At 36.7% G+C, this 23018-nt stretch carries 23 protein-coding genes and 1 other annotated feature; of the genes, 12 read left to right on the forward strand and 11 right to left on the reverse strand.

What is annotated here, in order from left to right; genetic code table 11:
- Positions 1-197 precede the first annotated feature (197 nt).
- Genes H9655_RS19005 through mnhG form a run of 7 tightly spaced genes read left to right on the forward strand, consistent with a single transcriptional unit; the run spans position 198 to position 5960 of the window.
- A complete protein-coding gene (locus tag H9655_RS19005; RefSeq protein WP_191816826.1) occupies positions 198-2573 on the forward strand; it encodes a Na+/H+ antiporter subunit A in 2376 nt (791 codons plus the stop codon).
- Positions 2545-2985 (forward strand): Na(+)/H(+) antiporter subunit B, encoded by a 441-nt coding sequence (locus tag H9655_RS19010; RefSeq protein WP_191816827.1) that lies wholly within the window; start codon positions 2545-2547, stop codon positions 2983-2985. The genes H9655_RS19005 and H9655_RS19010 overlap by 29 nt, the downstream gene beginning before the upstream one ends.
- Entirely contained in the window at positions 2985-3326 is a 342-nt protein-coding gene (locus H9655_RS19015; protein WP_095372064.1) for a Na(+)/H(+) antiporter subunit C, read from the forward strand. The genes H9655_RS19010 and H9655_RS19015 overlap by 1 nt, the downstream gene beginning before the upstream one ends.
- Positions 3319-4809, forward strand: coding sequence for a Na+/H+ antiporter subunit D (locus H9655_RS19020; RefSeq protein WP_191816828.1), 1491 nt, complete (start codon positions 3319-3321; stop codon positions 4807-4809). The genes H9655_RS19015 and H9655_RS19020 overlap by 8 nt, the downstream gene beginning before the upstream one ends.
- A 5-nt stretch (positions 4810-4814) precedes the next feature.
- A complete protein-coding gene (locus tag H9655_RS19025; RefSeq protein ID WP_191816829.1) occupies positions 4815-5294 on the forward strand; it encodes a Na+/H+ antiporter subunit E in 480 nt (159 codons plus the stop codon).
- Positions 5291-5575 carry a Na(+)/H(+) antiporter subunit F1 gene (locus tag H9655_RS19030; protein WP_095372062.1) on the forward strand — a complete coding sequence of 95 codons (285 nt, stop codon included), beginning with the start codon at positions 5291-5293 and terminating at the stop codon, positions 5573-5575. The genes H9655_RS19025 and H9655_RS19030 overlap by 4 nt, the downstream gene beginning before the upstream one ends.
- On the forward strand, positions 5559-5960 hold the full coding sequence (mnhG, locus tag H9655_RS19035) for a monovalent cation/H(+) antiporter subunit G (RefSeq protein WP_191816830.1): 402 nt from the start codon (positions 5559-5561) through the stop codon (positions 5958-5960). Before H9655_RS19030 ends, mnhG begins: the two co-directional genes overlap by 17 nt.
- 324 nt (positions 5961-6284) lie before the next feature.
- Here mnhG and H9655_RS19040 read toward each other — a convergent pair whose 3' ends face one another.
- Positions 6285-6671 carry a hotdog fold thioesterase gene (locus tag H9655_RS19040; protein WP_191816831.1) on the reverse strand — a complete coding sequence of 129 codons (387 nt, stop codon included), beginning with the start codon at positions 6669-6671 and terminating at the stop codon, positions 6285-6287.
- A gap of 125 nt (positions 6672-6796) precedes the next feature.
- On the opposite strand from H9655_RS19040, the gene H9655_RS19045 reads away from it, so the two are divergent.
- A complete protein-coding gene (locus tag H9655_RS19045; protein ID WP_191816832.1) occupies positions 6797-7192 on the forward strand; it encodes a hypothetical protein in 396 nt (131 codons plus the stop codon).
- A 147-nt stretch (positions 7193-7339) separates the two neighbouring features.
- Here H9655_RS19045 and H9655_RS19050 read toward each other — a convergent pair whose 3' ends face one another.
- From H9655_RS19050 to H9655_RS19075, 6 genes are all read right to left on the reverse strand, one after another.
- The gene (locus tag H9655_RS19050) at positions 7340-7624 is read right to left on the reverse strand and encodes a hypothetical protein (protein ID WP_191816853.1); all 285 of its coding nucleotides are present in this window, start codon (positions 7622-7624) and stop codon (positions 7340-7342) included.
- A gap of 93 nt (positions 7625-7717) precedes the next feature.
- Positions 7718-8302 carry an ATP-dependent Clp protease proteolytic subunit gene (locus H9655_RS19055; RefSeq protein WP_191816833.1) on the reverse strand — a complete coding sequence of 195 codons (585 nt, stop codon included), beginning with the start codon at positions 8300-8302 and terminating at the stop codon, positions 7718-7720.
- Positions 8303-8327: 25 nt separating this feature from the next.
- Positions 8328-8966: a sigma-70 family RNA polymerase sigma factor gene (locus tag H9655_RS19060; RefSeq protein ID WP_191816834.1), complete on the reverse strand. Its 639-nt coding sequence runs from the start codon at positions 8964-8966 to the stop codon at positions 8328-8330.
- Positions 8967-9046: 80 nt separating this feature from the next.
- Positions 9047-10477, reverse strand: coding sequence for a proline--tRNA ligase (proS, locus tag H9655_RS19065; protein ID WP_191816835.1), 1431 nt, complete (start codon positions 10475-10477; stop codon positions 9047-9049).
- 55 nt (positions 10478-10532) lie between these two features.
- Positions 10533-10745: a binding site (T-box leader), on the reverse strand.
- Between the two features lie 261 nt (positions 10746-11006).
- Entirely contained in the window at positions 11007-12137 is a 1131-nt protein-coding gene (ald, locus tag H9655_RS19070) for an alanine dehydrogenase (RefSeq protein WP_191816836.1), read from the reverse strand.
- Between the two features lie 175 nt (positions 12138-12312).
- Positions 12313-13572, reverse strand: a complete 1260-nt coding sequence (locus H9655_RS19075; protein ID WP_191816837.1) for a PucR family transcriptional regulator — start codon at positions 13570-13572, stop codon at positions 12313-12315.
- A gap of 301 nt (positions 13573-13873) precedes the next feature.
- Between H9655_RS19075 and H9655_RS19080 the strand changes: the two genes are divergently transcribed.
- Positions 13874-15259 carry an alanine/glycine:cation symporter family protein gene (locus tag H9655_RS19080; RefSeq protein ID WP_191816852.1) on the forward strand — a complete coding sequence of 462 codons (1386 nt, stop codon included), beginning with the start codon at positions 13874-13876 and terminating at the stop codon, positions 15257-15259.
- Positions 15260-15336: 77 nt separating this feature from the next.
- On the opposite strand, the gene H9655_RS19085 is transcribed toward H9655_RS19080, so the two are convergent.
- Positions 15337-15570: a hypothetical protein gene (locus H9655_RS19085; RefSeq protein WP_191816838.1), complete on the reverse strand. Its 234-nt coding sequence runs from the start codon at positions 15568-15570 to the stop codon at positions 15337-15339.
- Positions 15571-15747: 177 nt separating this feature from the next.
- On the opposite strand from H9655_RS19085, the gene H9655_RS19090 reads away from it, so the two are divergent.
- On the forward strand, positions 15748-16263 hold the full coding sequence (locus H9655_RS19090; RefSeq protein WP_191816839.1) for a MerR family transcriptional regulator: 516 nt from the start codon (positions 15748-15750) through the stop codon (positions 16261-16263).
- Positions 16264-16556: 293 nt separating this feature from the next.
- Here the strand turns inward: H9655_RS19090 and H9655_RS19095 are convergent, their stop codons facing one another.
- Positions 16557-17870: a Na+/H+ antiporter family protein gene (locus H9655_RS19095; protein ID WP_191816840.1), complete on the reverse strand. Its 1314-nt coding sequence runs from the start codon at positions 17868-17870 to the stop codon at positions 16557-16559.
- A gap of 573 nt (positions 17871-18443) precedes the next feature.
- On the reverse strand, positions 18444-19946 hold the full coding sequence (locus H9655_RS19100; RefSeq protein WP_191816841.1) for a leucyl aminopeptidase: 1503 nt from the start codon (positions 19944-19946) through the stop codon (positions 18444-18446).
- A gap of 180 nt (positions 19947-20126) precedes the next feature.
- On the opposite strand from H9655_RS19100, the gene H9655_RS19105 reads away from it, so the two are divergent.
- Both H9655_RS19105 and H9655_RS19110 read left to right on the forward strand, forming a co-directional pair.
- A complete protein-coding gene (locus H9655_RS19105) occupies positions 20127-20603 on the forward strand; it encodes a divergent PAP2 family protein (RefSeq protein ID WP_191816842.1) in 477 nt (158 codons plus the stop codon).
- Between the two features lie 20 nt (positions 20604-20623).
- The gene (locus H9655_RS19110) at positions 20624-21418 is read left to right on the forward strand and encodes a cobalamin-binding protein (protein ID WP_191816843.1); all 795 of its coding nucleotides are present in this window, start codon (positions 20624-20626) and stop codon (positions 21416-21418) included.
- Between the two features lie 33 nt (positions 21419-21451).
- On the opposite strand, the gene H9655_RS19115 is transcribed toward H9655_RS19110, so the two are convergent.
- Positions 21452-22150: a 3D domain-containing protein gene (locus tag H9655_RS19115; RefSeq protein ID WP_191816844.1), complete on the reverse strand. Its 699-nt coding sequence runs from the start codon at positions 22148-22150 to the stop codon at positions 21452-21454.
- Between the last annotated feature and the right edge of the window lie 868 nt (positions 22151-23018).

Below are 23018 nucleotides of genomic sequence, written 5' to 3' on the forward strand. Positions count from 1 at the left end.
ATTTTTTTCTCAAAAAATACGTGTTTCTACCTATTTAAAAAGTTAATTGGGAATCCTACTGGCAAACGATTTCTTCAATGCAAGTAACAACAATTTACGTTATAATTACTACCGTAGCCGTTAGGTTCTAATAGGAATGAGTATATTAGAGTGCATTAACTTGCAATTCATGATTTTTCTTCAAAGGGGGTAATTTCTTGTCACTGTTACACTTGGCGATTATTGCGCCATTTATTATCGCAGTGTTTGTACCGCTTATATATAAACATATTAAGTCAGTACATACAGGGTGGTTTATACTACCACTTCCTATTCTGCTGTTCGCTTACTTTAGTAGTTACATTTCAAAAACAGCAAATAAACAAGTAACAATGGAATCGTTTTCATGGATCTCTTCCTTAGGAATTGACTTCACAGTTAAAGTGGATGGACTTGGATTATTATTCGCTTTACTAATTACCGGAATTGGTTCATTAGTTATTTTGTATTCAATTTATTATCTTTCTAAACAAAGAGAGAAATTAAATACATTCTATGTTTATTTATTGCTATTTATGGGGGCAATGCTTGGCGTTGTTTTATCAGACAATTTAATTGTCCTTTATGCTTTTTGGGAATTAACTAGTTTTTCATCCTTTCTCTTAATTGGCTACTGGTATAATCGGGAAAAATCGCGTTATGGTGCCCAAAAATCTATGATCATCACCGTTCTAGGTGGACTAGCTATGTTGGGTGGTATCATCCTTCTTTATAATATGACGGGCACATTCAGCATTACCGAGATTGTCGCACAAGCTGATACAATCATTAATCACCCACTCTTTGTTGCCGCTCTTTTATGTATTTTATTAGGAGCATTTACAAAATCCGCGCAATTCCCATTTCATATCTGGTTACCTGATGCGATGGAAGCACCTACACCTGTTAGTGCTTATCTTCACTCAGCGACAATGGTTAAAGCGGGAATTTATCTAGTAGCTAGAATGAGTCCGGTTTTTGCAGAACATACATTATGGATGGGACTCATCATTGCTTTCGGATTGTTCACATTATTCTGGGGATCTTTCTCAGCGGTCAAGCAAACGGATTTAAAATCAATCCTTGCCTTTTCGACCGTTAGCCAACTTGGCTTAATTATGTCTTTATTAGGGGTTGGGGCAGCTGCCCTACATTTCGATCATCCTGAATACTTTATGGTAGCAACTACTGCCGCAATTTTTCATTTGATGAACCATGCTACTTTTAAAGGAAGTTTGTTTATGGTAGTAGGAATCGTCGATCATGAAACAGGTACGAGGGATATCCGTAAGCTTGGTGGTTTGATGAATCTCATGCCTATCACCTTTACCATTGCGATAATTGGCACCTTTGCAATGGCCGGTCTACCACCATTCAACGGTTTTCTGAGTAAAGAGATGTTCTTTACTGGCATGATTAATGCGCTCCATATGGACTTTGATTGGAGTATTATTATTCCAGTTATCGCTTGGATTGCAAGTGTTTTTACGTTCATTTATAGCATGATCCTTGTTTTCAAAACATTTACAGGGAAATATCAACCAGAAAAGTTAGAGAAAAAACCGCATGAAGCGCCAATTGGCATGCTTATTTCTCCTATTATTTTGGCATCTTTAGTTATTGTTATTGGCATTTTCCCTAATATCGTAAAACCGATATTAGTTCCCGCTATTGAAACCATTATGCCAATGTACGAGTTTGATGTTCATATTTCTATGTGGCATGGCTTTAATACAGAATTATTTATGACAATAGGCGTGATTGTCGTTGGGGTTCTCATGTATCTCGGATTAAATAAGTGGCGTGGAATTTATGGGATATTCCCAGAGAAGCTTGCCCTTAATCGTTTTTATGATGGGCTCCTTGATTCAATGCATAAAGGTTCTTACAGCTTAAACCGCAATGTAATGTCTGGATCCATTAACCATTATTTGAGTTATATGTTTATCTTCATGGTGGTTCTTATTATTGGTTCGTTATTTGGACAAAATGCCTTTACCTTTAGTACCGATAATTTAGCACCGATTGAGTTTTACGAAGTGATACTCACATTGATAGTTGCTGTCTCATCAATCGCATTATTATTTGTTAAGTCTCGTATCGTTTCGATTCTTTTAACTGGAACAATAGGATATATGGTTTCCTTGTTATTCATTGTATTTCGAGCGCCAGATTTAGCACTGACACAATTAGTGATTGAAACGATTTCTGTATCATTATTTTTACTATGCTTCTACCATTTACCGAAAAAACTAACGGATGATCCGATGCCAGTTAAAGTCCGTAATGCGGTTATCTCAGTCGGAGTAGGTTTATTCGTGATTTTAGTTGGTTTAACAGCGCATAGTACAAAACTATTCGATTCGATCTCGCAATATTATATTGAAAACACGTATAGTGAAGCTGCTGGTAAAAACATGGTCAATGTTATTCTCGTTGACTTTAGGGGCTTTGATACAATGTTTGAAATCGCCGTGCTGGGTATTGCTGCACTAGCTATTTTCGGTCTGATTAAGTTAAGGAGAAATGGAGGAAAGAAAATTGAAAACAAGTAATGTTATCTTGCAATCGATGACGAAAGTATTATTATTTCTCATCATGATTTTCTCCATTTATATCTTTTTTGCCGGACATTATACACCTGGGGGCGGCTTTGTTGGTGGCTTATTAACTTCAGGAGCCATCCTGCTCTTACTCTTGGCCTATGACCTCCAAACAGTAAGAAATATTTTACCAGTCAACTTTTTATATATGGTTGCAGTCGGTTTAGTTTTTGCCATCGGAACTGGTGTTGGCTCACTCATTTTCGACAAACCTTTTTTAACACATGCATTTGGAGACATTCATGTACCTATTTTAGGTGAACTTCACTTGCATACAGCTACATTGTTTGATTTAGGGGTATATCTTGTTGTTGTAGGTGTGACAATGTCCATTATTCAAACGATAGGAGGAGATGATGAATAATGGAAATACTAATGATTTTTATTGCCGGCATTTTATTCATGTCAGCGACCTATTTGATGCTCTCACGAAGTGTTGTACGAATCATTTTAGGGACAACCGTATTAAGTCATGGCGTACATCTTCTCTTATTAACAATGGGCGGCTTGAAGAGAGGAGCACCACCTCTAGTAGGTGAAGAGGCAAGTGCATATACAGACCCGCTTCCTCAAGCACTTATTTTAACAGCGATTGTTATAGCTTTTGGGGTTACTGCTCTATTTCTCGTATTAGGGTATCGCTCTTATAAAGAACTTGGAACAGACAATATGGAGAAATTGAGAGGAAATGATGGCAATGATTAATTTTTTAATACTACCAATTTTAGTCCCATTAATTACCGCCGTCATTCTGATCTTCTTAAATAAGTCAGTTATTGCTCAAAGGTGGGTTTCTGGTCTATCGGCGTTTGTAACAGTCATTCTATCTGCCTTGTTAGTAAATAAGGTGAAAAATGACGGCATACAAACATTAAACTTATCAAACTGGGATGCGCCTTTTGGCATTACCCTCGTCTCTGATATGTTATCTGCTTTACTTGTATTAACAACGAGTATCGTCGCATTTGCTTGTATCATTTATTCGTTTAAGGGCATTGGCGAAGCACGCGAAAAACATCATTTTTATGCTGCATTACAATTTCTCATTGTAGGTGTGAATGGTGCTTTCACAACAGGCGATATCTTTAACCTTTTCGTCTTTTTCGAAGTCATGTTAATGTCTTCTTACGCCCTCATACTATTAGGTGGAACGAACATTCAATTAAGAGAATCCATCAAGTATATTCTCGTTAACGTTATTTCATCTGGTTTGTTCGTAATTGCTGTTGGTTATCTTTATTCAGTTGTTGGAACATTGAATATGGCGCATATTGCCGAAAGAATTAGTGAAATAAGCGGTATCTCTCAACCTGGTGTGATTTCCATTATCGGAATCATATTTCTCATTGTATTCGGTTTGAAAGGTGCAATCTTCCCGCTATATTTCTGGCTCCCGGGCTCATATTATGCACCTCCCGCACCTGTAATGGCCATTTTCGGGGCACTTCTTACGAAGGTCGGTGTTTATTCCATTATCAGGACCTACTCTTTATTCTTTTACGAAGACGGCGGGTATGTTCAACAAGTCATCATGATTCTAGCAATATTAACCATAATTGCTGGGATTATCGGGGCACTGGCTTATTGGGATGTTAAGAAAATTATCATATACAATATTATTGTTGCAGTAGGTGTTATCCTATTCGGTGTCAGTACAATGAATGAAAATGCCTTAACGGGATCAATATTCTACCTCATTCATGACATGATTATAAAAGCAGCTTTATTCCTACTCGTTGGTTTAATGGCGACCATCTCGGGGACAAATAACTTGAAACAAATGGGTGGATTGATTAAAAATTATCCAGGATTTAGCTGGACCTTCTTCCTTGCAGCACTTGCACTATCCGGTATCCCACCATTAAGTGGTTTCGTAGGAAAAGTGCTTATCGTTCAAGGTGGATTTTCATCTGAATACTTCATTGGCGCTGCAATTGTATTAGCATCTAGCTTGTTCGTGCTCATCTCTATTATGAAAATCTTTATTAATGGCGTTTGGGGCGAACCAAAGACATATGCAAATGAAAAGTCAGTTCCTTATAAGCAGTTATTAATCGCGCCAGTAATCTTAGTCATTCTTTCTATCTGCTATGGTGTAGGTGCAGATTTTGTTTATCCTTATATCTCTCAAGCTGCTGAAAGCTTAATCAACACCAATATATATATCGATGCAGTTCTAAAGGAGTAGTGAGTATGGCAGTTCAAATTTTATTAAATGTTTGTCTTGGTTTTATGTGGATGTTTCTAACAACAACGTATGATCTAGTGGCATTTATCAAAGGATATTTCTTCGGCCTACTCATCCTGTTTGTCTTTAGAAACTTCTTCAGTAGCCGTTTTTATTTATACCGTGTATATGCGGTCGTGAAATTACTCTTTATTTTTATAAAAGAGTTAATTCTAGCCAACATTGCTGTTGTTAAAATTGTTTTAACACCTAAGTTACACAACACTCCCGGGATTTTTGCTTATCCAACACGGTTAGAGAAGGATTGGGAAATAACTACCTTATCTAATTTAATTACATTAACACCGGGTACGTTAGTTGTAGATATATCAGAAGATAAAAAGATTCTCTTTGTTCATGCAGTAGATATGAATGATGTGCAGGATGAAATAGAAGCGATTCAAACAAGCTTTGAAAAAGCAATTATGGAGGTGAGCCGAAAATGATACAAACTGCTGTTACAATTGCAATCATTTGTTTAGCTCTGTCCATGCTTGCATTAGTCTACCGAATCATAAAAGGCCCAACATTGCCGGATCGTATCGTTGCTTTAGACGCAGTTGGAGTAAACATTGTTGGTATTGTCGCGTTAATATGTATCAAAGTGGATACAACTGCCTATGTAGAGTTCATTTTGCTATTTGGCATATTAGCGTTTATCGGGACAGTAGCCTTCTCCAAATATCTAGAGAAGGGAGTCATCATTGATCATGATAGAGATCGCTAATATAATTATTGTCCTATTTATAATTCTCGGGGCATTCTTTCACTTAATAGCTGCGCTTGGCGTGTTGAGATTACCTGATGTATATACGAGAAACCACGCTGCTTCAAAAGCTGCTACACTTGGTGTCCTTTGTATATTATTAGCTACATTCTTTTACTTTTATTTTCATGAAAGTGAATTTAATACAAGAGTACTTCTCTGTATCGTCTTTATGTTTTTAACAGCTCCAGTTGCTGGACATTTACTTGGAAGAGCCGCTTATCATCATGGTGTAAAAATGGAAGGCAGTAAAGTTGATGAATACGAAGAATACATTAAGGTAAAAAAATCTAATGAACCAAAGAAGTATGAAGCATATAAAAAGAAATTAGAGAAAAATTTATAAAAAAAAAACGCTACCACATGCAGTATGAACTTCATGTAGGTAGCGTTTTTTCATATTTTATGAAACCAGTTTCTCACACAGCATCATTAATCAAATGAATGATATGTAATTAAGTTGGGGGATTCATTATGTCGAAGGTTTCGGGGCACTTTCATTTTTTCAATAAGTTAAACCTTTCATCAAGGGATTGTAGCAGGTTGGTAATTAAACTAGATACAATGCTAGCCGTTGATTTCCACATTAAACTTATGGACTCAGTATCTACTAGGCTAAAATACCACGAAAAAATAGGGTGGAAAAATTAACTTTCCACCCCGATTCCTATTAAGACTTTTTCAATTTTAAAACAGCCATTGTACATCTTGAAGCACATATTAATTTTTCTTGTTCATCAACGATCTTTATTTCCCAAACCATCGTTGTTTTTCCTTGATGTAGGACTGTTGCAATGGCTGTTACAACGCCGTCTTTCTTTGACTTAATATGGTTAGCATTAATCTCTAATCCTGCTACGCCTTCTGTTTCTTTATCAACAAGTTCATAAGCACCTAAGCTTGCTACAGTTTCAGCAAGCGCTACAGAAGCTCCTCCATGAAGGATACCAAATGGTTGTCTTGTTCTGCCGTCTACAGGCATCGTAGCAACAACCTTCCCCTTCTCAAGACTTGTAATTTCAATACCTAATGTTTCTATCATTGTTTCTGAATACATATGTACGCCTCCTCTCAACTACCATTATAACCGAACATATATTTTATGGGAATATTCTGTTTAATCATAGAATAAGCCCTCGATACATATATTTATGCTAATGAGATGTTGAAAGGAGACCTAAGATGTATCCTATATGTTTTAATCCCTCTCCTATTTGCCCGTATCCGTATACATATCCTACCTATTGCCGACCGTATCCACCAATACAAACACGTTCATTTCCTCCAGTGAATCCGGATCAGTTCATCAAATCTGCAAAAGAAATGGAAGTATTGATGAACAGTGCAAGTAAATTACTTGATAAAATGGCGAAGTCTAGAGAATACTCCTATAATATTATGACTGCTGCTCAAGAATCAAATCAAACTAAAGTTAATCAACTCATTGAATCTGCAGACCTTAACAGTCATCCGAAAGTTACTTATACGCCAGATGGATTGACTTTAAATTTTCAATCTGCGGGTGATCAAAGTGCGAACTTGTCATTAAAATTAAAATGGACTACGATGCAAATGTAGGGTAATGGCTTATTTTCAAACCTAATATAGAATTTTTACAAGAGCAGTCTTTGTACGACTGCTCTTTTATTTTCGTAAAGTAATCTCTCACATGCCTATGAAGCGGAAAAAAAAATACCACAGCACTATCTGTGGCATTAGTTTTATCTAGTTAATCTCATTATTTATATTAATATACGGTCCATAAGGATTGGGGTTACCAGCATAGGCATTTGGATAGCCGCCAAAACCTTGATTGCCATATGGAACAGGGCCAGGTCCATATCCATACGGCGGGCAAGGTCCACCAAAACATGGTCTTGGTCTAAAGAACAACGGTGCGGCTAAAGCACCTCCTGCTAATCCGCCAAGAAAACCGCCCACGAATGGTGCAGCGAAAAGGGGAAAAAAGCGTTCGTCCGCGACACCAGGATGTCGATAATAATAATGCACTAGGGATTACCTCCTTTAATTAAGAGCTGGGTACCTTCCCTATTACATATGCATCTATCACCAATTAAGCGTGGGCTTAATATGAGTTATTCATCATTCACTTTGCGTTAAAATTGCATCTGCAATCCCATAATTAACCGCTTCTTGAGCGCTCATAAAATAATCACGTTCTGTATCCAATTTCACCTTTTCTAATGGTTGATTTGTTTTCTCAGCAATCATTTGATTGGTTACGTCTTTTAGCTTTAATATCCTTCTTGCAGAGATTTCAATATCTGTCGCTTGCCCTCTTGCGCCACCTAAGGGTTGATGAATCATTACTTCACTATGAGGGAGCACAAACCGTTTTCCTTTCGTACCAGATAGAAGCAGTAGTGCACCAAATGAGGCAGCCATTCCTGTACAGATTGTGCGAATATCGCATTTTACATAGTCGAGGGTATCTAAAATAGCAAAGCCCGCTGTTGTTGATCCTCCAGGACTATTAATATAGAGTGAAATATCTTTTTTCTCATCTTCTGCAGCTAAAAATAATATTTGGGCGACAATATTATTCGCCATATGATCATTGATTTCTTCACCAATCATAATAATCCGATCTCTCAACAATCTTGAATAAATGTCATAGGACCTTTCACCTTTAGCCGTTTGTTCAATTACATAAGGGATCGTACTCATTATAAAACCTCCAAAAAGGCAAGCATTATGCTGCCATCATATTGAAAGCATTGGAAGGGGTGCTTTGCTTTGAGGTATGATAATGGCTAATTATTGGCAGTAATTTGATGAGCTCAATGGGATTTTGCTGTTCAAGTGCCCGATGGAAAATTTGAAAAATTCTCCTCTTTACCGGCTCATCCCACTGCTGATTCAATTCTTTCATATCCATTGCTAAACGTTTTCTTGCCCGATGCAATAAACTTTTAACAGTGACTTCTTTCATATTAAGCATTTCTGCAATTTCACTATTCTTAAATAAAAACGCTTCTTTTAATGAAAAAGCTAACGCCTGTTGCACCGTTAATTTCTCTAATAATAATTCAATTGTTTCCGTCAAATCATGATTGCTCGTTTCAATATCCACATGATCTTCTGTTAATTGTTCTTTTTTCTTTTTTCTAACGACATCGATCCATTGATGATAAGCAATTTTCTTTAACAAAGCTCGTGTTATTTTAGCCTCGTTATACTTCATTGCCTTCAAGATGGTTTCTTGAGCGACATCCTCACCATCCCACTCATTTTGGCAAAGAAAGGTGCAATAGCTTACTAAGTCTTGGTAATACTTTTTCCCAATCATATCTAACGTTGCTGACCGCCTTGCCATCTGCTCGTTATGCATTGTTTGTTTCACCCCTTCACACTTTCTATTACTTAAACGGCTGTAAGTGAAAAAAAGATATGGGTCAATAAAATTTTTTCTTAATAAGCTTTTGCCCAATAGACAAGATGCTTTGCTTCTTCTTTACAACAAACACATGCTTTGGCAATCGCCGCTTCATCAAATGGCATGCAACGGGAAGTAACACTTGTATCTTCTTTTATTTTCTCTTCGCACGCTTGATTGCCACACCACATCGCTTTGACAAACCCTTGTTTTTCATTAAATATCTGCTTAAACTCCTCATAAGTATATGCTTCATATGTATGATCGTTGCGATGTTCTTTTGCCTTATTATATAGGGAAGTTTGAATTTCTTCTAAAAGTTGAACAATCTTTTCTTCTAGATTTTCTAATGGAGCAAAAATTTTCTCTCCTGTATCTCTTCTAGCTAGTACGACTTGACCCTTTTCGATATCTTTAGGACCTACTTCTAAGCGAATTGGTACACCCTTCATTTCATATTCATTAAACTTCCAACCTGGCTTTTTATCACTTGCATCAATATCTACGCGAGCCACTTTACTTAGTTTTTCTTTTAAATCATAGGCGAAATCTAATACGCCTTCCTTATGTTGCGCAATAGGAACAATCATCACCTGCTTTGGGGCAGCCTTTGGCGGGATTACTAATCCTCTGTCATCACCGTGGACCATAATCATCGCACCGATAATTCTCGTTGTGAAGCCCCAGGAAGTTTGCTGCACATACTGCTCTTTTCCATCTTTGTCAGTAAACTGAATACCAAATGCTCTCGCAAAGCCATCACCTAAATGATGAGATGTCCCTGATTGTAATGCTTTACCATCGTGCATTAAGCTTTCAATTGTATAAGTTAATTTAGCACCAGCAAACTTTTCTTTCTCCGTTTTTTTGCCTTTAACAACAGGAATAGCTAGAAAGTTTTCACATATATCTGCGTAGACATCAAGCATCTTTACGGTTTCTTCTAACGCTTCTTCATCTGTAGCATGACAAGTATGGCCTTCTTGCCATAAAAACTCCAACGTTCGTAAAAATGGTCTTGTTGTTTTCTCCCAACGAACTACATTGGACCATTGATTATAAAGCTTTGGTAAATCACGATAAGAGTGAATAATATTTTTATAATGTTCACCGAATAGTACTTCTGATGTCGGACGCACGCAAAGTCTCTCAGCAAGCTCCTCTTCCCCACCATGAGTTACCCAAGCCACTTCTGGGGCAAATCCTTCAATATGATCTTTCTCTTTTTGAAGAAGGCTCTCAGGAATAAATAGAGGCATATAAACATTTTCATGCCCGGTTTCTTTTATCTTTTGATCAAGTGCTGACTTAATGTTCTCCCAAAGGGCATAACCATATGGACGAATAATCATAGAACCTCTAACACTCGAATAATCCACTAAATCAGCTTTCTTTACAACATCTGTATACCATTGTGGAAAATCTTCATTCATTGACGTTATCTCTTTCACAAATTGCTTACCCATATTAACACCTCATTTTATTTTTTTATTCAAAGACACAAAAAAAGCCCTGCTTTCAAATAGGGACCCAATGACTGGTGGTACCACCCTATTTCAAAGCAAAGGCTTTGCACTCTTATTGATAACGGTTCAACAAGTAAACCGCATATTCTAGAGAATATGTACTCAGAGGGCAGGTTCAGCTTTTCATTAATAGATATCTCACAGCACAAACGGATACCTTCTCTGAAAATAATGATAAAAACTTACTATTCCTCATCAACGATTAACTATTTTTTGAAGATTATATAGAGTTTAATGGAAAAAGTCAACTTTTGGTTAAAGATCCTTGGTCTAATGGCTTTTTACTTCTCTATAGCCACCTTAAGTGAACATTTTTTATTAGAAGACGAATAGGTATACATGAGGATGCAAAAATAAGATGATTATTAACAGAATGAGACAAGAACCATTTTAATTTGAATGAAATCCATATAAATAAGGAATCAAAATAAAAAAACCTACCCCAATTATGAGGTAGGAGATTGTATCATTAGTTTGTTATGCCTTCATTTGTGAATGCTGCATCGACTTGAACATAGTCATAACCTAGGTCCCTTGCAACTGCTTCATACGTTACATGCCCATTTACTACGTTTACCCCTAATTTCAATGCTGGGTTTTGCTCAACAGCTAGATGTGCCCCTTTTGTTGCTATTTGTAATGCATAAGGAATCGTTACATTTGTTAAAGCAATTGTTGATGTTCTAGGTACAGCACCTGGCATATTTGCCACGGCATAATGAACAACACCATGTTTAATATAAGTTGGATCATCATGTGTAGTTACATGATCAACCGTTTCTAGAATACCACCTTGGTCAACCGCAACGTCAATCACGACTGCGCCAGGTTTCATTGTTTGAATCATTTCTTCTGTTACTAATTTTGGCGCTTTTGCTCCCGGAATAAGGACAGCACCAATTACAAGGTCAGCTTCCTTAACAGATTCAGCAATATTAAATGGATTAGACATTAATGTTTGAATGCTATTACCAAAAATATCATCAAGTTGACGGAGTCTTTCAGGACTTAAATCAATGATTGTTACATCTGCACCAAGACCGATAGCCATTTTCGCTGCATTAATGCCCACAACGCCCCCACCAATAATCGTCACTTTTCCTCGAGATACGCCTGGCACACCTGCAAGTAATATTCCTTGGCCGCCGTTTGTTTTTTGTAAGAATTGCGCTCCAACTTGTGTAGCCATTCTACCAGCAACTTCACTCATTGGTGTTAGTAATGGAAGTGTACGGTTCACCTCAACTGTTTCATATGCAATAGCCGTTACTCCACTTTTCACTAGCGCATCTGCCAGTTCTGGTTCTGCTGCTAAATGCAAATAAGTAAACAACACTAGGCCTTTACGGAAATAGTCATATTCAGTTGGTAGCGGTTCTTTTACCTTCATTACCATCTCCGCTGCCCATGCTTCTTTTGCCGTGCCTACGATTTTCGCACCTGTTAGCTCGTAATCTTGGTCTTGAAATCCACTTCCGAGTCCTGCAGTCGTTTCAATAAGTACTTCATGCCCAGCTTTTACTAATGCATCTACCCCCGCTGGTGTCATTGCAACACGGTTCTCGTTGTTTTTAATTTCTTTAGGTACGCCGATAATCATATCCTTTTGGCCCCTTCCATTTATGATATTAATTTTTAAGTATGAATAAATTGCATAGAATAAATTGTCAAATAATAAATGACAATTTTATGTTTCCCTATTGTCAGTATAATAATAGAATGTTGAAATGACTTTGTTTATATTTGAAAAATGAAAAAGCGTCGTTTGTGCAATTTCACAAACGACGCTTTTTTTCTATGTATTTGCGGATTTGCAGTTCTAAATACAAGGAAAATTTCTCATGTGTACTTTTAAAGTTCACATGAGTGAGCTCTGTAATTCTCTTCAAACGATAATTTAATGTATTAACGTGAACATGTAATACTTTAGCAGCGTCATTTACATTGCTATCATTTAAAATAAAGGCTTCTAAAGACATTAATAGCTCCGTTCGATGAGCATGATCATAATCTATTAAACGTTGGATGACAGGATGTTCATAAGCATCACGGCTTCTTATTTCAAGAATGGCATCCAAATATTTAAAAACACCCAATTGGTGATAAGTATAGATTTCTTGCATTTCTTGCGGATATTGTGATTTTAAACGAAGTACTTCTAAGCATTCTGAATAGCGATCTTCAACATGGTCATATGTCAATTTCAAACTGCTGCTACCACTGATGATATGATCAATATCAAACCTTATATACATTTGATTAATAACAAACTGTATAAACTCAGATAAATCTGTTTCATTTGCCTGTGTAGATGGCGGAGATGCTAGTAAGATAAAGTCATTGCCCATCGTTGCATAAAACGTCATATGGATTTTTTGGCTCGTTGAAATGAGATAAATCATGCTTTGTTCCGTTTGCATGTCTATATCGTCTATAAAGCGAAAAATAATGACAGCAGAATAGAGAGATGGTTTGATATGAAAATCATCTAACTTTTCTATTACTTCTGTATGTTTGGGATATCTGCCAGTTAATAACTGCCAGAAAAAATCCTGATAGCTTTCTTCTCTTTTCTTTTTTTGACGATAAAGCTTCAACAATTCAATTCTTGCCGATTGTGCAGCCAGTTTTAATAAATACATATCTTCGGCCGTAAGGGACTTATCTCGTTCAACCACCCATATATACCCAAGCACTTCTTCTTGATGCCTGATAGAAATTGCTACCCTATTACCCAGCCCAATTTCTTTAATTTCTGGAATTTTTAATGGTTCAGCGCTCCTTAATAATTGAGGAATAGCATCTGCCTTCCATAAACTATTTATTACCTTTTCGGGCACTTTTCTGCTAATAATCGTTGCAATCCTAGCCTGATCCGTTTGATCATCATGCGTACTATATGCTAATAACCGATGATTTGCATCTTCAATAGTTACAGGACATTCAAGAACATCTCTAATTTTATCCACAAATGTTTCTAAGTTATCAAATGATCGTTTAAATGGATCTTTACCGTACTGTTTTTCTCTCTCCATTTCAAACCTCCAACTGCCTCTTTTTTTTATTATATCTAAACCTTTACATGCTGTCGAAAGCTCAATCTATACTATCTAATTATTATAAATAGTTAAACTTTTTTAAAATTGATTGAAGTTATCCTTGTATAATTTTACAATAATAAGTATTCTTACAATTTTCCGTGCTCTTCAAGAATTTTACCAAGATTAAAGTAGTTTTGGTTTATCCATTTAGGAAAGCGATTACATTCCAAAAAATTCTTGATACATATTTAGCATGATACACAATTAAAGAGAGGAAGATTCATCTGTGGACATTATGAACATACTTGAAAAAATTAATTCCTTTTTGTGGGGAACACCCAGTTTAATCTTACTATTTGGGACGGGCCTACTCCTAACGATCATGCTTAAAGGTCGTACATTTACGAAACTCTTTTATGCTTTTAAATTAGCATTTACAAAGGAAGGGAACGCTAAGAATACAAATGATGAAGGTGATGTAAGTAATTTCAAAGCATTAATGACTGCACTGGCCGCAACGATAGGTAACGGAAACATAGCTGGTGTCGCCACAGCTATCACCTTAGGTGGACCAGGCGCCATTTTTTGGATGTGGGTTGTAGGGCTTTTCGGAATGGCTACTAAATACGCGGAAGCCTTACTAGCAATGAAATATCGCGTAAAGAATGCCAATGGTGAATATTCCAGTGGACCCATGTACTATATTGAGAGAGGTCTAGGATCTAAGTATAAATGGTTAGCCGTTGCCTTTGCCATTTTTGGTGCTTTTGCCGCTTTAGGTATAGGAAATAGTGTGCAATCTAATACGATTGCTCAAGTAGCTAGTGAATCTTTTGGTATCAACAGTATTGTTACTGGCATCGTTTTAGCTGTCTTTGCTTCGCTTATTATTTTTGGAGGCCTTCAAAGAATTAGTACGGTCGCTGGCTTCTTTGTACCCATTATGGCGTTTCTTTATATTGGTGGCGCTTTAATCATCATTGCGGTCAATTATGAAATGATTATTCCGTCATTTCAGTTAATTTTCCATTATGCTTTTAATCCGATTGCAGCAACCGGTGGTTTTGTAGGGGTTGTCGTATCAGAGGCAATTAAAAATGGTGTGTCAAAGGGTATCTTTTCTAATGAAGCTGGTTTAGGTACTGCTGCTTTAATCGCAGGTAATGCTAAAACAGACCATCCTGTGAAGCAAGCACTTGTTGCCATGAAAGGGACTTTCATTGTTACCATCATCGTGTGTACGATGACTGGACTTGTATTAATCATTACTGGTTTTTGGGATTATACAGGCGGATTACTTTCTGGCGTAACCCATGACCCTAATCTCGATGGTGGGGCATTAACGAGTGCAGCATTTGCCTCAGTATTAGGAACAGCAGGAGAATATATCGTCGCTTTCTCTGTTATTTTTTTCGGATTTACAACAATTGTCGGCTGGTATGTATACGGCGAGAAATGCTTTGAATATATAGCTGGTACAAAAGGAATTGCTGGCTACCGTGCGATTTATATTATTGCTTGTGCGGCTGGTGCAATGGTTAACTTAGCTACCGTTTGGGCATTTGCAGATATGGCTAACGCATTAATGATGATTCCGAACTTAGTTGGTCTTCTTCTATTGAGGAAAGTCGTTGTACAAGAAACAGACGAATTCTTTACTAAACATTATAAAACAAAATAACTGTCTCAATGACATAAGAAATAGGAGCCTCACAAATGTGATAATTTGGGGGCTTTTTTTATCATTTACTTGTTCATTTAATAAAAAGCATTCTTCTTCTTTATGTTTTTAAAGATTTTGTAATGAAATAAGAATTCTTTACAATATAATTCTTCATCGTGGTCAAAATCATATATAGTTAGAAACTCAGATAATATATTTCGATCTGCCTCTAGCCATTGATAGGCAATCCATAATTTGTACTTTAATCGTTCATATAAGTGGTAATGCCCTGACTTATGGAAGATGTCTTCTAATTCGTATTCTGTCATTTCACCTATACCCCCATCTGTTTTCTTCATTGTCCCCACTAAGAGCGTTTATTACTCCTCAAGTTGTAAAATATTCACTATCTTTGACGAAGCAACACTTGTTTTGTCAAACGTAAAGGGAAATGTATTTCTTAAGCGAATGCTTTTAATAAAGTAATGATAAGGAGGAGATTACTTTTGAATACAGGCGCTGTAGCAAAACTACTCGGTGTATCCCAAAGTACGATTCAGCGATGGATAAAGCAGCTAAATTTAAATATGACAAAAAATGAGCAAGGACATTATGCTTATTCAGAAGAAGATATTCAATTATTAAAAAAAGTTCATGAACAATTAAATAAAGGTGTCCTTCTTCAAGACGTAAAAGTTACTAGCAAAAAAATTCGCCACGCCACTATAACTAGTCCACAGAAATCTAATGATGAACTAAGCGCAAGAATGGATCTGTTAGAACAACGCTTAAATGCGAAAGCAGATGATGTGACTTCTTATCAATTGCTCCATCACCGCCAAGAGTTAGAAGAATTACACGCCGAAATTGAACGTTTACATGAGCGTTTACACATTCTAGAAAAAAAGAATTTCGTGCAAGTATCTCCTATTCCCTCTGACAGTTCTACTGCTAGTATCTTTCCCAAAAAAAGAATAAAAAAGCGTAATATCCTTACAATGCTTTTCGGCATTAAATTTTAAACAAAAATGGTTCCACCTCAGATTTGGATGGAACCATTTTTTTATACTTATAGCGGTTATACTTAACGAAAATCCTGTTAAAGGTCACGTAGACAAACTAACAGGAGGGTGACTGAGGGTAAAGATCATGTTTATGTTAACTTTAGTCATTTTTATTGTTTTACTCGATTCTGCTCTTTGATAGTCATTCTTATTCGTGTTTCGGTACCTATATACATTGCACCAAGGTCAAGCCCACTAAAAATAAACCCAATCAAATATGATTGGGTTTAAATAATACTAATTTATTTCTTTTATAATACCATTGCAGCAATCCAGCCAAATATAATGACAGGAATATTATAATGAATAAATGTTGGTACACATGTATCCCAAATATGATTATGATGACCATCCACATTCAATCCTGATGTCGGTCCAAGTGTACTGTCTGAAGCAGGAGATCCAGCATCACCTAAAGCAGCAGATGCACCAATTAACGCAATCGTAGCCATTGGACTAAACCCTAGTTCTAAACATAATGGCACAAAAATGGTCGTGATAATTGGAATAGTTGAAAACGATGAACCAATACCAATGGTGACTAACAAACCTACTAAAAGCATTAATAACGCACCTAAGGCTTGATTATTCCCTATCATCTCAGCTACATTCGACACAAGGACTCCAACATCCCCTGTTTCTTTCAGCACATCACCGAAACCAAATGCCGCGAGCATGACAAACCCGATAAATGCCATCATTTTCATTCCATCTGTTAATAAGCTATCTGCTTCAGTACCCTTTATCGTTCCACTTAAATAGACAGTAATAATACCGGCCACTGCGCCCATAATCATTGAATCTAATTGTATTTGTACAACTAACGCAATAATGATTGCTAAAACGGCAAATAAGATACCGCGCTTACTATAAGATACTCTTTCAGTTTCGATGATTTCTGTTGATTGATAAACTCTCGGTTTTCGATAAGATATGAAAACGGCTATTATTAGGCCAACAACCATACCTAAAGCAGGAAGTAGCATAGCTACTGGTATTTGTTGCATATCAACATCTAAACCGCTACTTGTCATATTATCTGCTAAGATTTGGTGAAATATTTGTCCAAATCCTGCAGGGATAAGCATATAAGGAGTGACTAAACCAAATGTAAGGACGGAGGCAATTAATCTCCTATCTATTTTAAGTTCATTCAATACTTTTAATAAAGGTGGAACTAATATGGGAATAAACGCAATATGAATAGGAATAAGGTTTTGTGAGAAACACGCCATCATTAATAATGATAAAATGACTAACGTTTTAGATAAACCTTTCTTCCTTTCCTCTCCCTCTTTCCCTACCTTTTGAATAATTTTATCAACAAGGAGATTCGGTAGGCCTGTACGAGAGATAGCAATCGCAAAGCCTCCTAATAAAGCATAACTAAGCGCTACTTCTGCACTGCCACCTAATCCATTTGTAAAGACTTCAATTGTGTTTGTTATACCAAGTCCACCTGTTAAACCTCCCACCAATGCACCAATAATAAGGGATAACACGACATTTACACGTAATAAACTTAGTATCAACATGACTAATACAGCAAGTAAAACAGCATTCATGATTAAAACCTTTCTTTCTATTTATTTTCGCTTTATTTTAGTAAAGTGTTAGAGTAATAAATTAACATACTCATTCATGTTCGTCAAATAATGGACTTTTGAGAAAAATGGGATAATTCACACTTTTATTAAACCCTATGCAAATTATTTCCCTGAGTATATAAAATGAATGTACTTAGCTTTGAACGAAACAGGGTACATCTTCTATTGACACAGGCAAATATTTAACATTTCATCTTCTGCTTTTATTGAAGAAGTTTGATGCGCTTGTTTCTCGGAAAAAGGGGTGATTATCTATGAATAAGGAGACGAAGAATACAAGGAAATCTACGCCTACTGAAAAGGGTCTGTAGAGGAATTGGAGGCATGTATGAAGCAACTGGAAATGGAGAATCCCTACTTAAAAAAGTTAAATTCTTAGTTCAAATGAAAGACAAATTACCAACCAAATCAAAGCGCAAGTAAAATAAGATCTTTCAAACAAGGGAAAATTAAAAGACCTAAGCCCAGTGGAAAACCGAACTCAGGTCCTTTTGTCAGATCACTTTTAATATGCTTTTAATAAATGATTTATTATTTCACTTCAAATCTTTCTACAAGTAGAGCTAACGTACGCGTCATTACACCTGTGGCACCAGCAGGACCTAATTCATAAGGCTTATTTGTTGTAGATGTACCTGCTATATCTAAATGCACCCATGGCGTATCTTCAGCAAATTCTCCAATAAAACCACCTGCCATAATTGCATGGCCTTCTCTTCCAGGGGAATTGTTTAAATCTGCCACTGGGCTATTGCGAATTCTTTGTTTATCTTTTTCAAATAATGGGAGTCTCCACATCGCTTCACCTGCTTCGAATGACGCTTCTAATACTTGTTCGAAGAAGGTTTCATGATTAGTAATCGCACCTGTTGTTTCTTCTCCTAAGGCAACAATGACGCCTCCTGTTAAAGTAGCAACATCGACTAAATAATTAGCACCATGCTGTTTAGCGTACGTAATGGCATCAGCTAAAACGAGACGGCCTTCTGCATCCGTATTTAATATCTCTATTGTTTTTCCACTTAACGAAGTAATAACATCATCTGGTTTAAAAGCAGATCCACTTATCATATTATCTGTTGATGGAATAACAGCTAATACATTCTGTTCTGGTCTTAACTCACCGATGATTTCCATCGCCCCCAGAACGGCTGCAGCTCCGCCCATATCTGTTTTCATTCCAACAATCCCTGATTTCGGCTTTATCGAGTAACCACCAGTATCGAAGGTAATTCCTTTTCCGACTAAACTAATGACATCTTCCCACTGATCTTTCCCTTGATATTTTAGAACAATCATTTTCGGTGGCTCTGTTGAACCTTGGTTTACTGCTAACAGGGCACCCATTCCAAGCTCTAACATTTCTTTCTTATCTAATATTTCTATTTCAAAATCATATTTCTTTGCTAGCTCCATGGCATACTCTGCCATCGTTGTGGCTGTTAACATATTCCCAGGCATATTCACTAAAGTTCTTGCAGAGTTTGTCCCCTTACCATAGGCATAACCAACTGTTAAAGCAGATAGTACATCTTCTCTATTTTCAGTCGTATAAGCTGTGATTTTATCAATCTTCTTTTCAGGTTCATTTGACTTTTGTTTATATCCTTCAAAACGATAGGTAGCGAGTGTATATGCTTCACTGACGGCGTGGCCAACATCGAGCGCATCAAGCTGATCAGCAACAGTAAATGTGTCTAAATAAACGGCTACTTCCGAAAGTTTACTTTTTTGAATTTCTTTAAAGGCTAATCCTATCGCTTCTTTTAATTCATTGAATTGTAAGGCCTTCTTCTTACCTAGACCCACAAATAATAATCTCTTCGCAGCAATTTTATTGAATGTATGTACTTTGCTTATTGATTTTAACTTCCCTGATATATCACCTTGCTTAAGAAAATCAGTCATTTGTCCTTCAAATTTTTCGTCTAAAGAAGATAGTCCATCTTTTATGATATTCGGTTCATCGAACAAACCGATGATTAAAACTTCATGGGCTGAGTCATAAAGATTTTCTTTTTTGACTGTAAACATTTTAAACACCTCCATAAGATATATAATCATTATATCTAATCTTTCATATTATTTCGACTAGCTTACTTTAACCTTCAAGAGGATCTGATTTTCAAATCAAAATATTTTGTGCTAATCTGTTACTAATAGAAAATCCTTCCTTTTAGTAAAGAATACAAACATCGATAAGGTGGTTAAATAATGGAAATATTTTTGAACTTTCCTCTTTGGTCAGCATTAGCTGCCATTCTCTTTGCACAATTTGTAAAAGTCCCCATTACCTTTTTTGCTACTAGAAAGTTAGATTGGTCACTGTTAACAAGTACAGGGGGGATGCCAAGCTCACACTCTGCTGCCGTTACAGCTTTATCTACAGGGGTAGCCATCGAAGCTGGATTAGATTCCATTCCCTTCGCGATATCAGCCATGTTTGCTATCATTACTATGTTTGATGCAACCGGAGTACGAAGGCAAGCAGGGGAACAAGCCATTGTCCTTAATCAACTTGTCAATGACTTTAACCGTTTTGTCGATGAAGCAAAATCATGGCCCAAAAAACCAGACCAAGTAAAACGTAAAGAACTGAAAGAATTATTAGGCCATAAACCAGTAGAAGTGTTTTTCGGAGGGTTAACAGGTATTTTACTAACATTACTCTTATATGCATTAATATTTTAAGATATTGGAGGTTTTCAATCATGCGAATCGCTTCTCTTTGCCCAAGCAATACAGAAATTATCGCCTACTTAGGATTAATCGATCAACTTGTTGCAGTTGATGATTACTCTGATTGGCCAGCAGCGGTAAATACTCTACCAAAACTCGGTCCAGACCTATCCATAGATATGAATGCTGTAGAAAAAGCTAAACCGGACCTTGTGTTGGCATCATTAAGTGTACCGGGAATGGAAAAGAATATTATGGCATTGGATGAACGGAACATTCCTTACATAACATTAAATCCACAAAGCTTAACAGATATTGAAAATGACTTAATCACCGTAGCCACAGCCTTAGGTAAAAAAGAAGTCGGTATGCAAGCTGCAGCAAACTTTCATGAAAAAGTCATGAACCTAAAGAACCTAGCTAAACAGGTGAGCACGCCTCTCTCTATCTATTGGGAATGGTGGCCAAAGCCCGTTTTTACACCAGGTGGTACAAACTGGCTCACTGAAATTAGTGAACTTGTTGGCGGTGAAAACCTTTTCGCATCTAAAGAACAAGCAAATATCCAAACAGATTGGGACGCCATTCTTATGCAAAATCCCGATGTAATCTGTTTAGCCTGGGTAGGTGTAAGGCAGGAGAAAATCAATCCAGCCATTTTACAGAAACGTCCAGGTTGGTCAAATATGGACGCATTGAAAAATAATACTGTTTATGTCCTCGAAGAAGAATTGTTTTGTCGCCCTTCACCAAGATTAATCGAAGGGGCAATCAAATTGGGACAGTTATTACATCCGAATATATTTTCTTCTCCAATAAAAAAGTAATGGGTATTCATCCCCATTACTTTTTTAGCTAAGTTATTCTTTTGTATACTGCTGTCTAAATACTTGTAGGGATTCCGTTTCATTTAACTCTTGTAAATCTTCTTCAGTTAACGTACCATCACCGATTGATATTACATAGACATCCAACGTTTTCTTCCCCCAAGAATTATATACATCATCTACTGTTTCATAATATAAGTCCAATTTATTTCCTTTAATAGCGCCACCTTTGTCAGCAACTACGCCAAACCCATAATCAGGAATCCACAGTATCGTACCAATAGGGAAAACAGTTAAATCTGCAGCAATCGTAGAATATAAATCCCTTTTCACCTTTACACCAGAATATGTAATACCAAATTCAGGATGTCCAGGATTTTTACCTGTCGACTCATAATAAGCTGTGTATCCGGTTGCGATTACTTCTTTGGTATCGTATTGTGACCAATCCCAATCATTCAAAGAAGGCGGTTCTTCAGCGACTGTGCTTGCTGATAATTTCAAGTGTTCCCCTTCCAATGTCTTGTTTAGATCTTTAAATGCCAGTCCAATCGATTTTAAAGCATGTTTGAAAGATAGAGCAGCTCCCTCTCCTTCATTCGCTTGTTCACTCATATAATCAATCACTTGCTTTGCTTCTACACCTGAAATCGTTTGGAATGTGGATAATAAAGCGACAGAAAAAGCAAGGGACATGGCCATTCGTTTCGCCCATTTTTTTATATCATTCATTAGTTAATCACTCCTCCCAACAATAGTCATTTCCCTTCATTCAAGGAAATATTCATTTTTTTGAGAAAAGAGAGGAACGTACGGTCTTAGCCCCTACTAAAAACGATAGTTGGAAATGATCAGAGGAACTTCTTATTCGTTCTGCTTCTCTAGCTGACATTCGTTTGTTTTACCACTTGCAAATGGTTATATTTGTTGTTTTCTTATATAGAGTAATTCAATTAAATTTTTGCTTGGGGCATACTTTTTTGACTCGTTTCTGCTTGAATCCAATCAAACTTTTACTCGGGCACGCTTTTTTGACTCGTTTCTGCTTGAATCCAATCAAATTTTTACTCGGGCATGCTTTTTTGACTCGTTTCTGCTTGAATCCAATCAAATTTTTACTCGGACATCTTTTTTGACTCGTTTCCGCTTGAATCCAATCAAGCTTTTACTCGGACACGCTTTTTTGACTCGTTCCCACTTGAATCTAATCAAATTTTTGCTCAAACACGCTTTTTTGACTCGTTTCTGCTTGAATCTAATCAAATTTTTACTCGGGCACGCTTTTTTGACTCGTTTCTGCTTGAATCTAATCAATTTTTTACTCGGGCATGCTTTTTTGACTCGTTTCTGCTTGAACCCAATCAATTTTTTACTCGGACATCTTTTTTTGACTTGTTCCCACTTGAATCTAATCAAATTTTTGCTCGGGCATGCTTTTTTGACTCGTTTCCGCTTGAATCCAATCAAACTTTTCCTCGGGCATGCTTTTTTGACTCGTTTCCACTCGAATCCAATCAAACTTTAGTCAAGTCCTTAATATTGTGTAAAATTCTAAACCACTGTTTTCAACTATTAACTAGTGATATGATTTATCCCCTTA

The organism is Cytobacillus stercorigallinarum, assembly GCF_014836495.1.
Classification (GTDB): domain Bacteria; phylum Bacillota; class Bacilli; order Bacillales; family Cytobacillaceae; genus Cytobacillus; species Cytobacillus stercorigallinarum.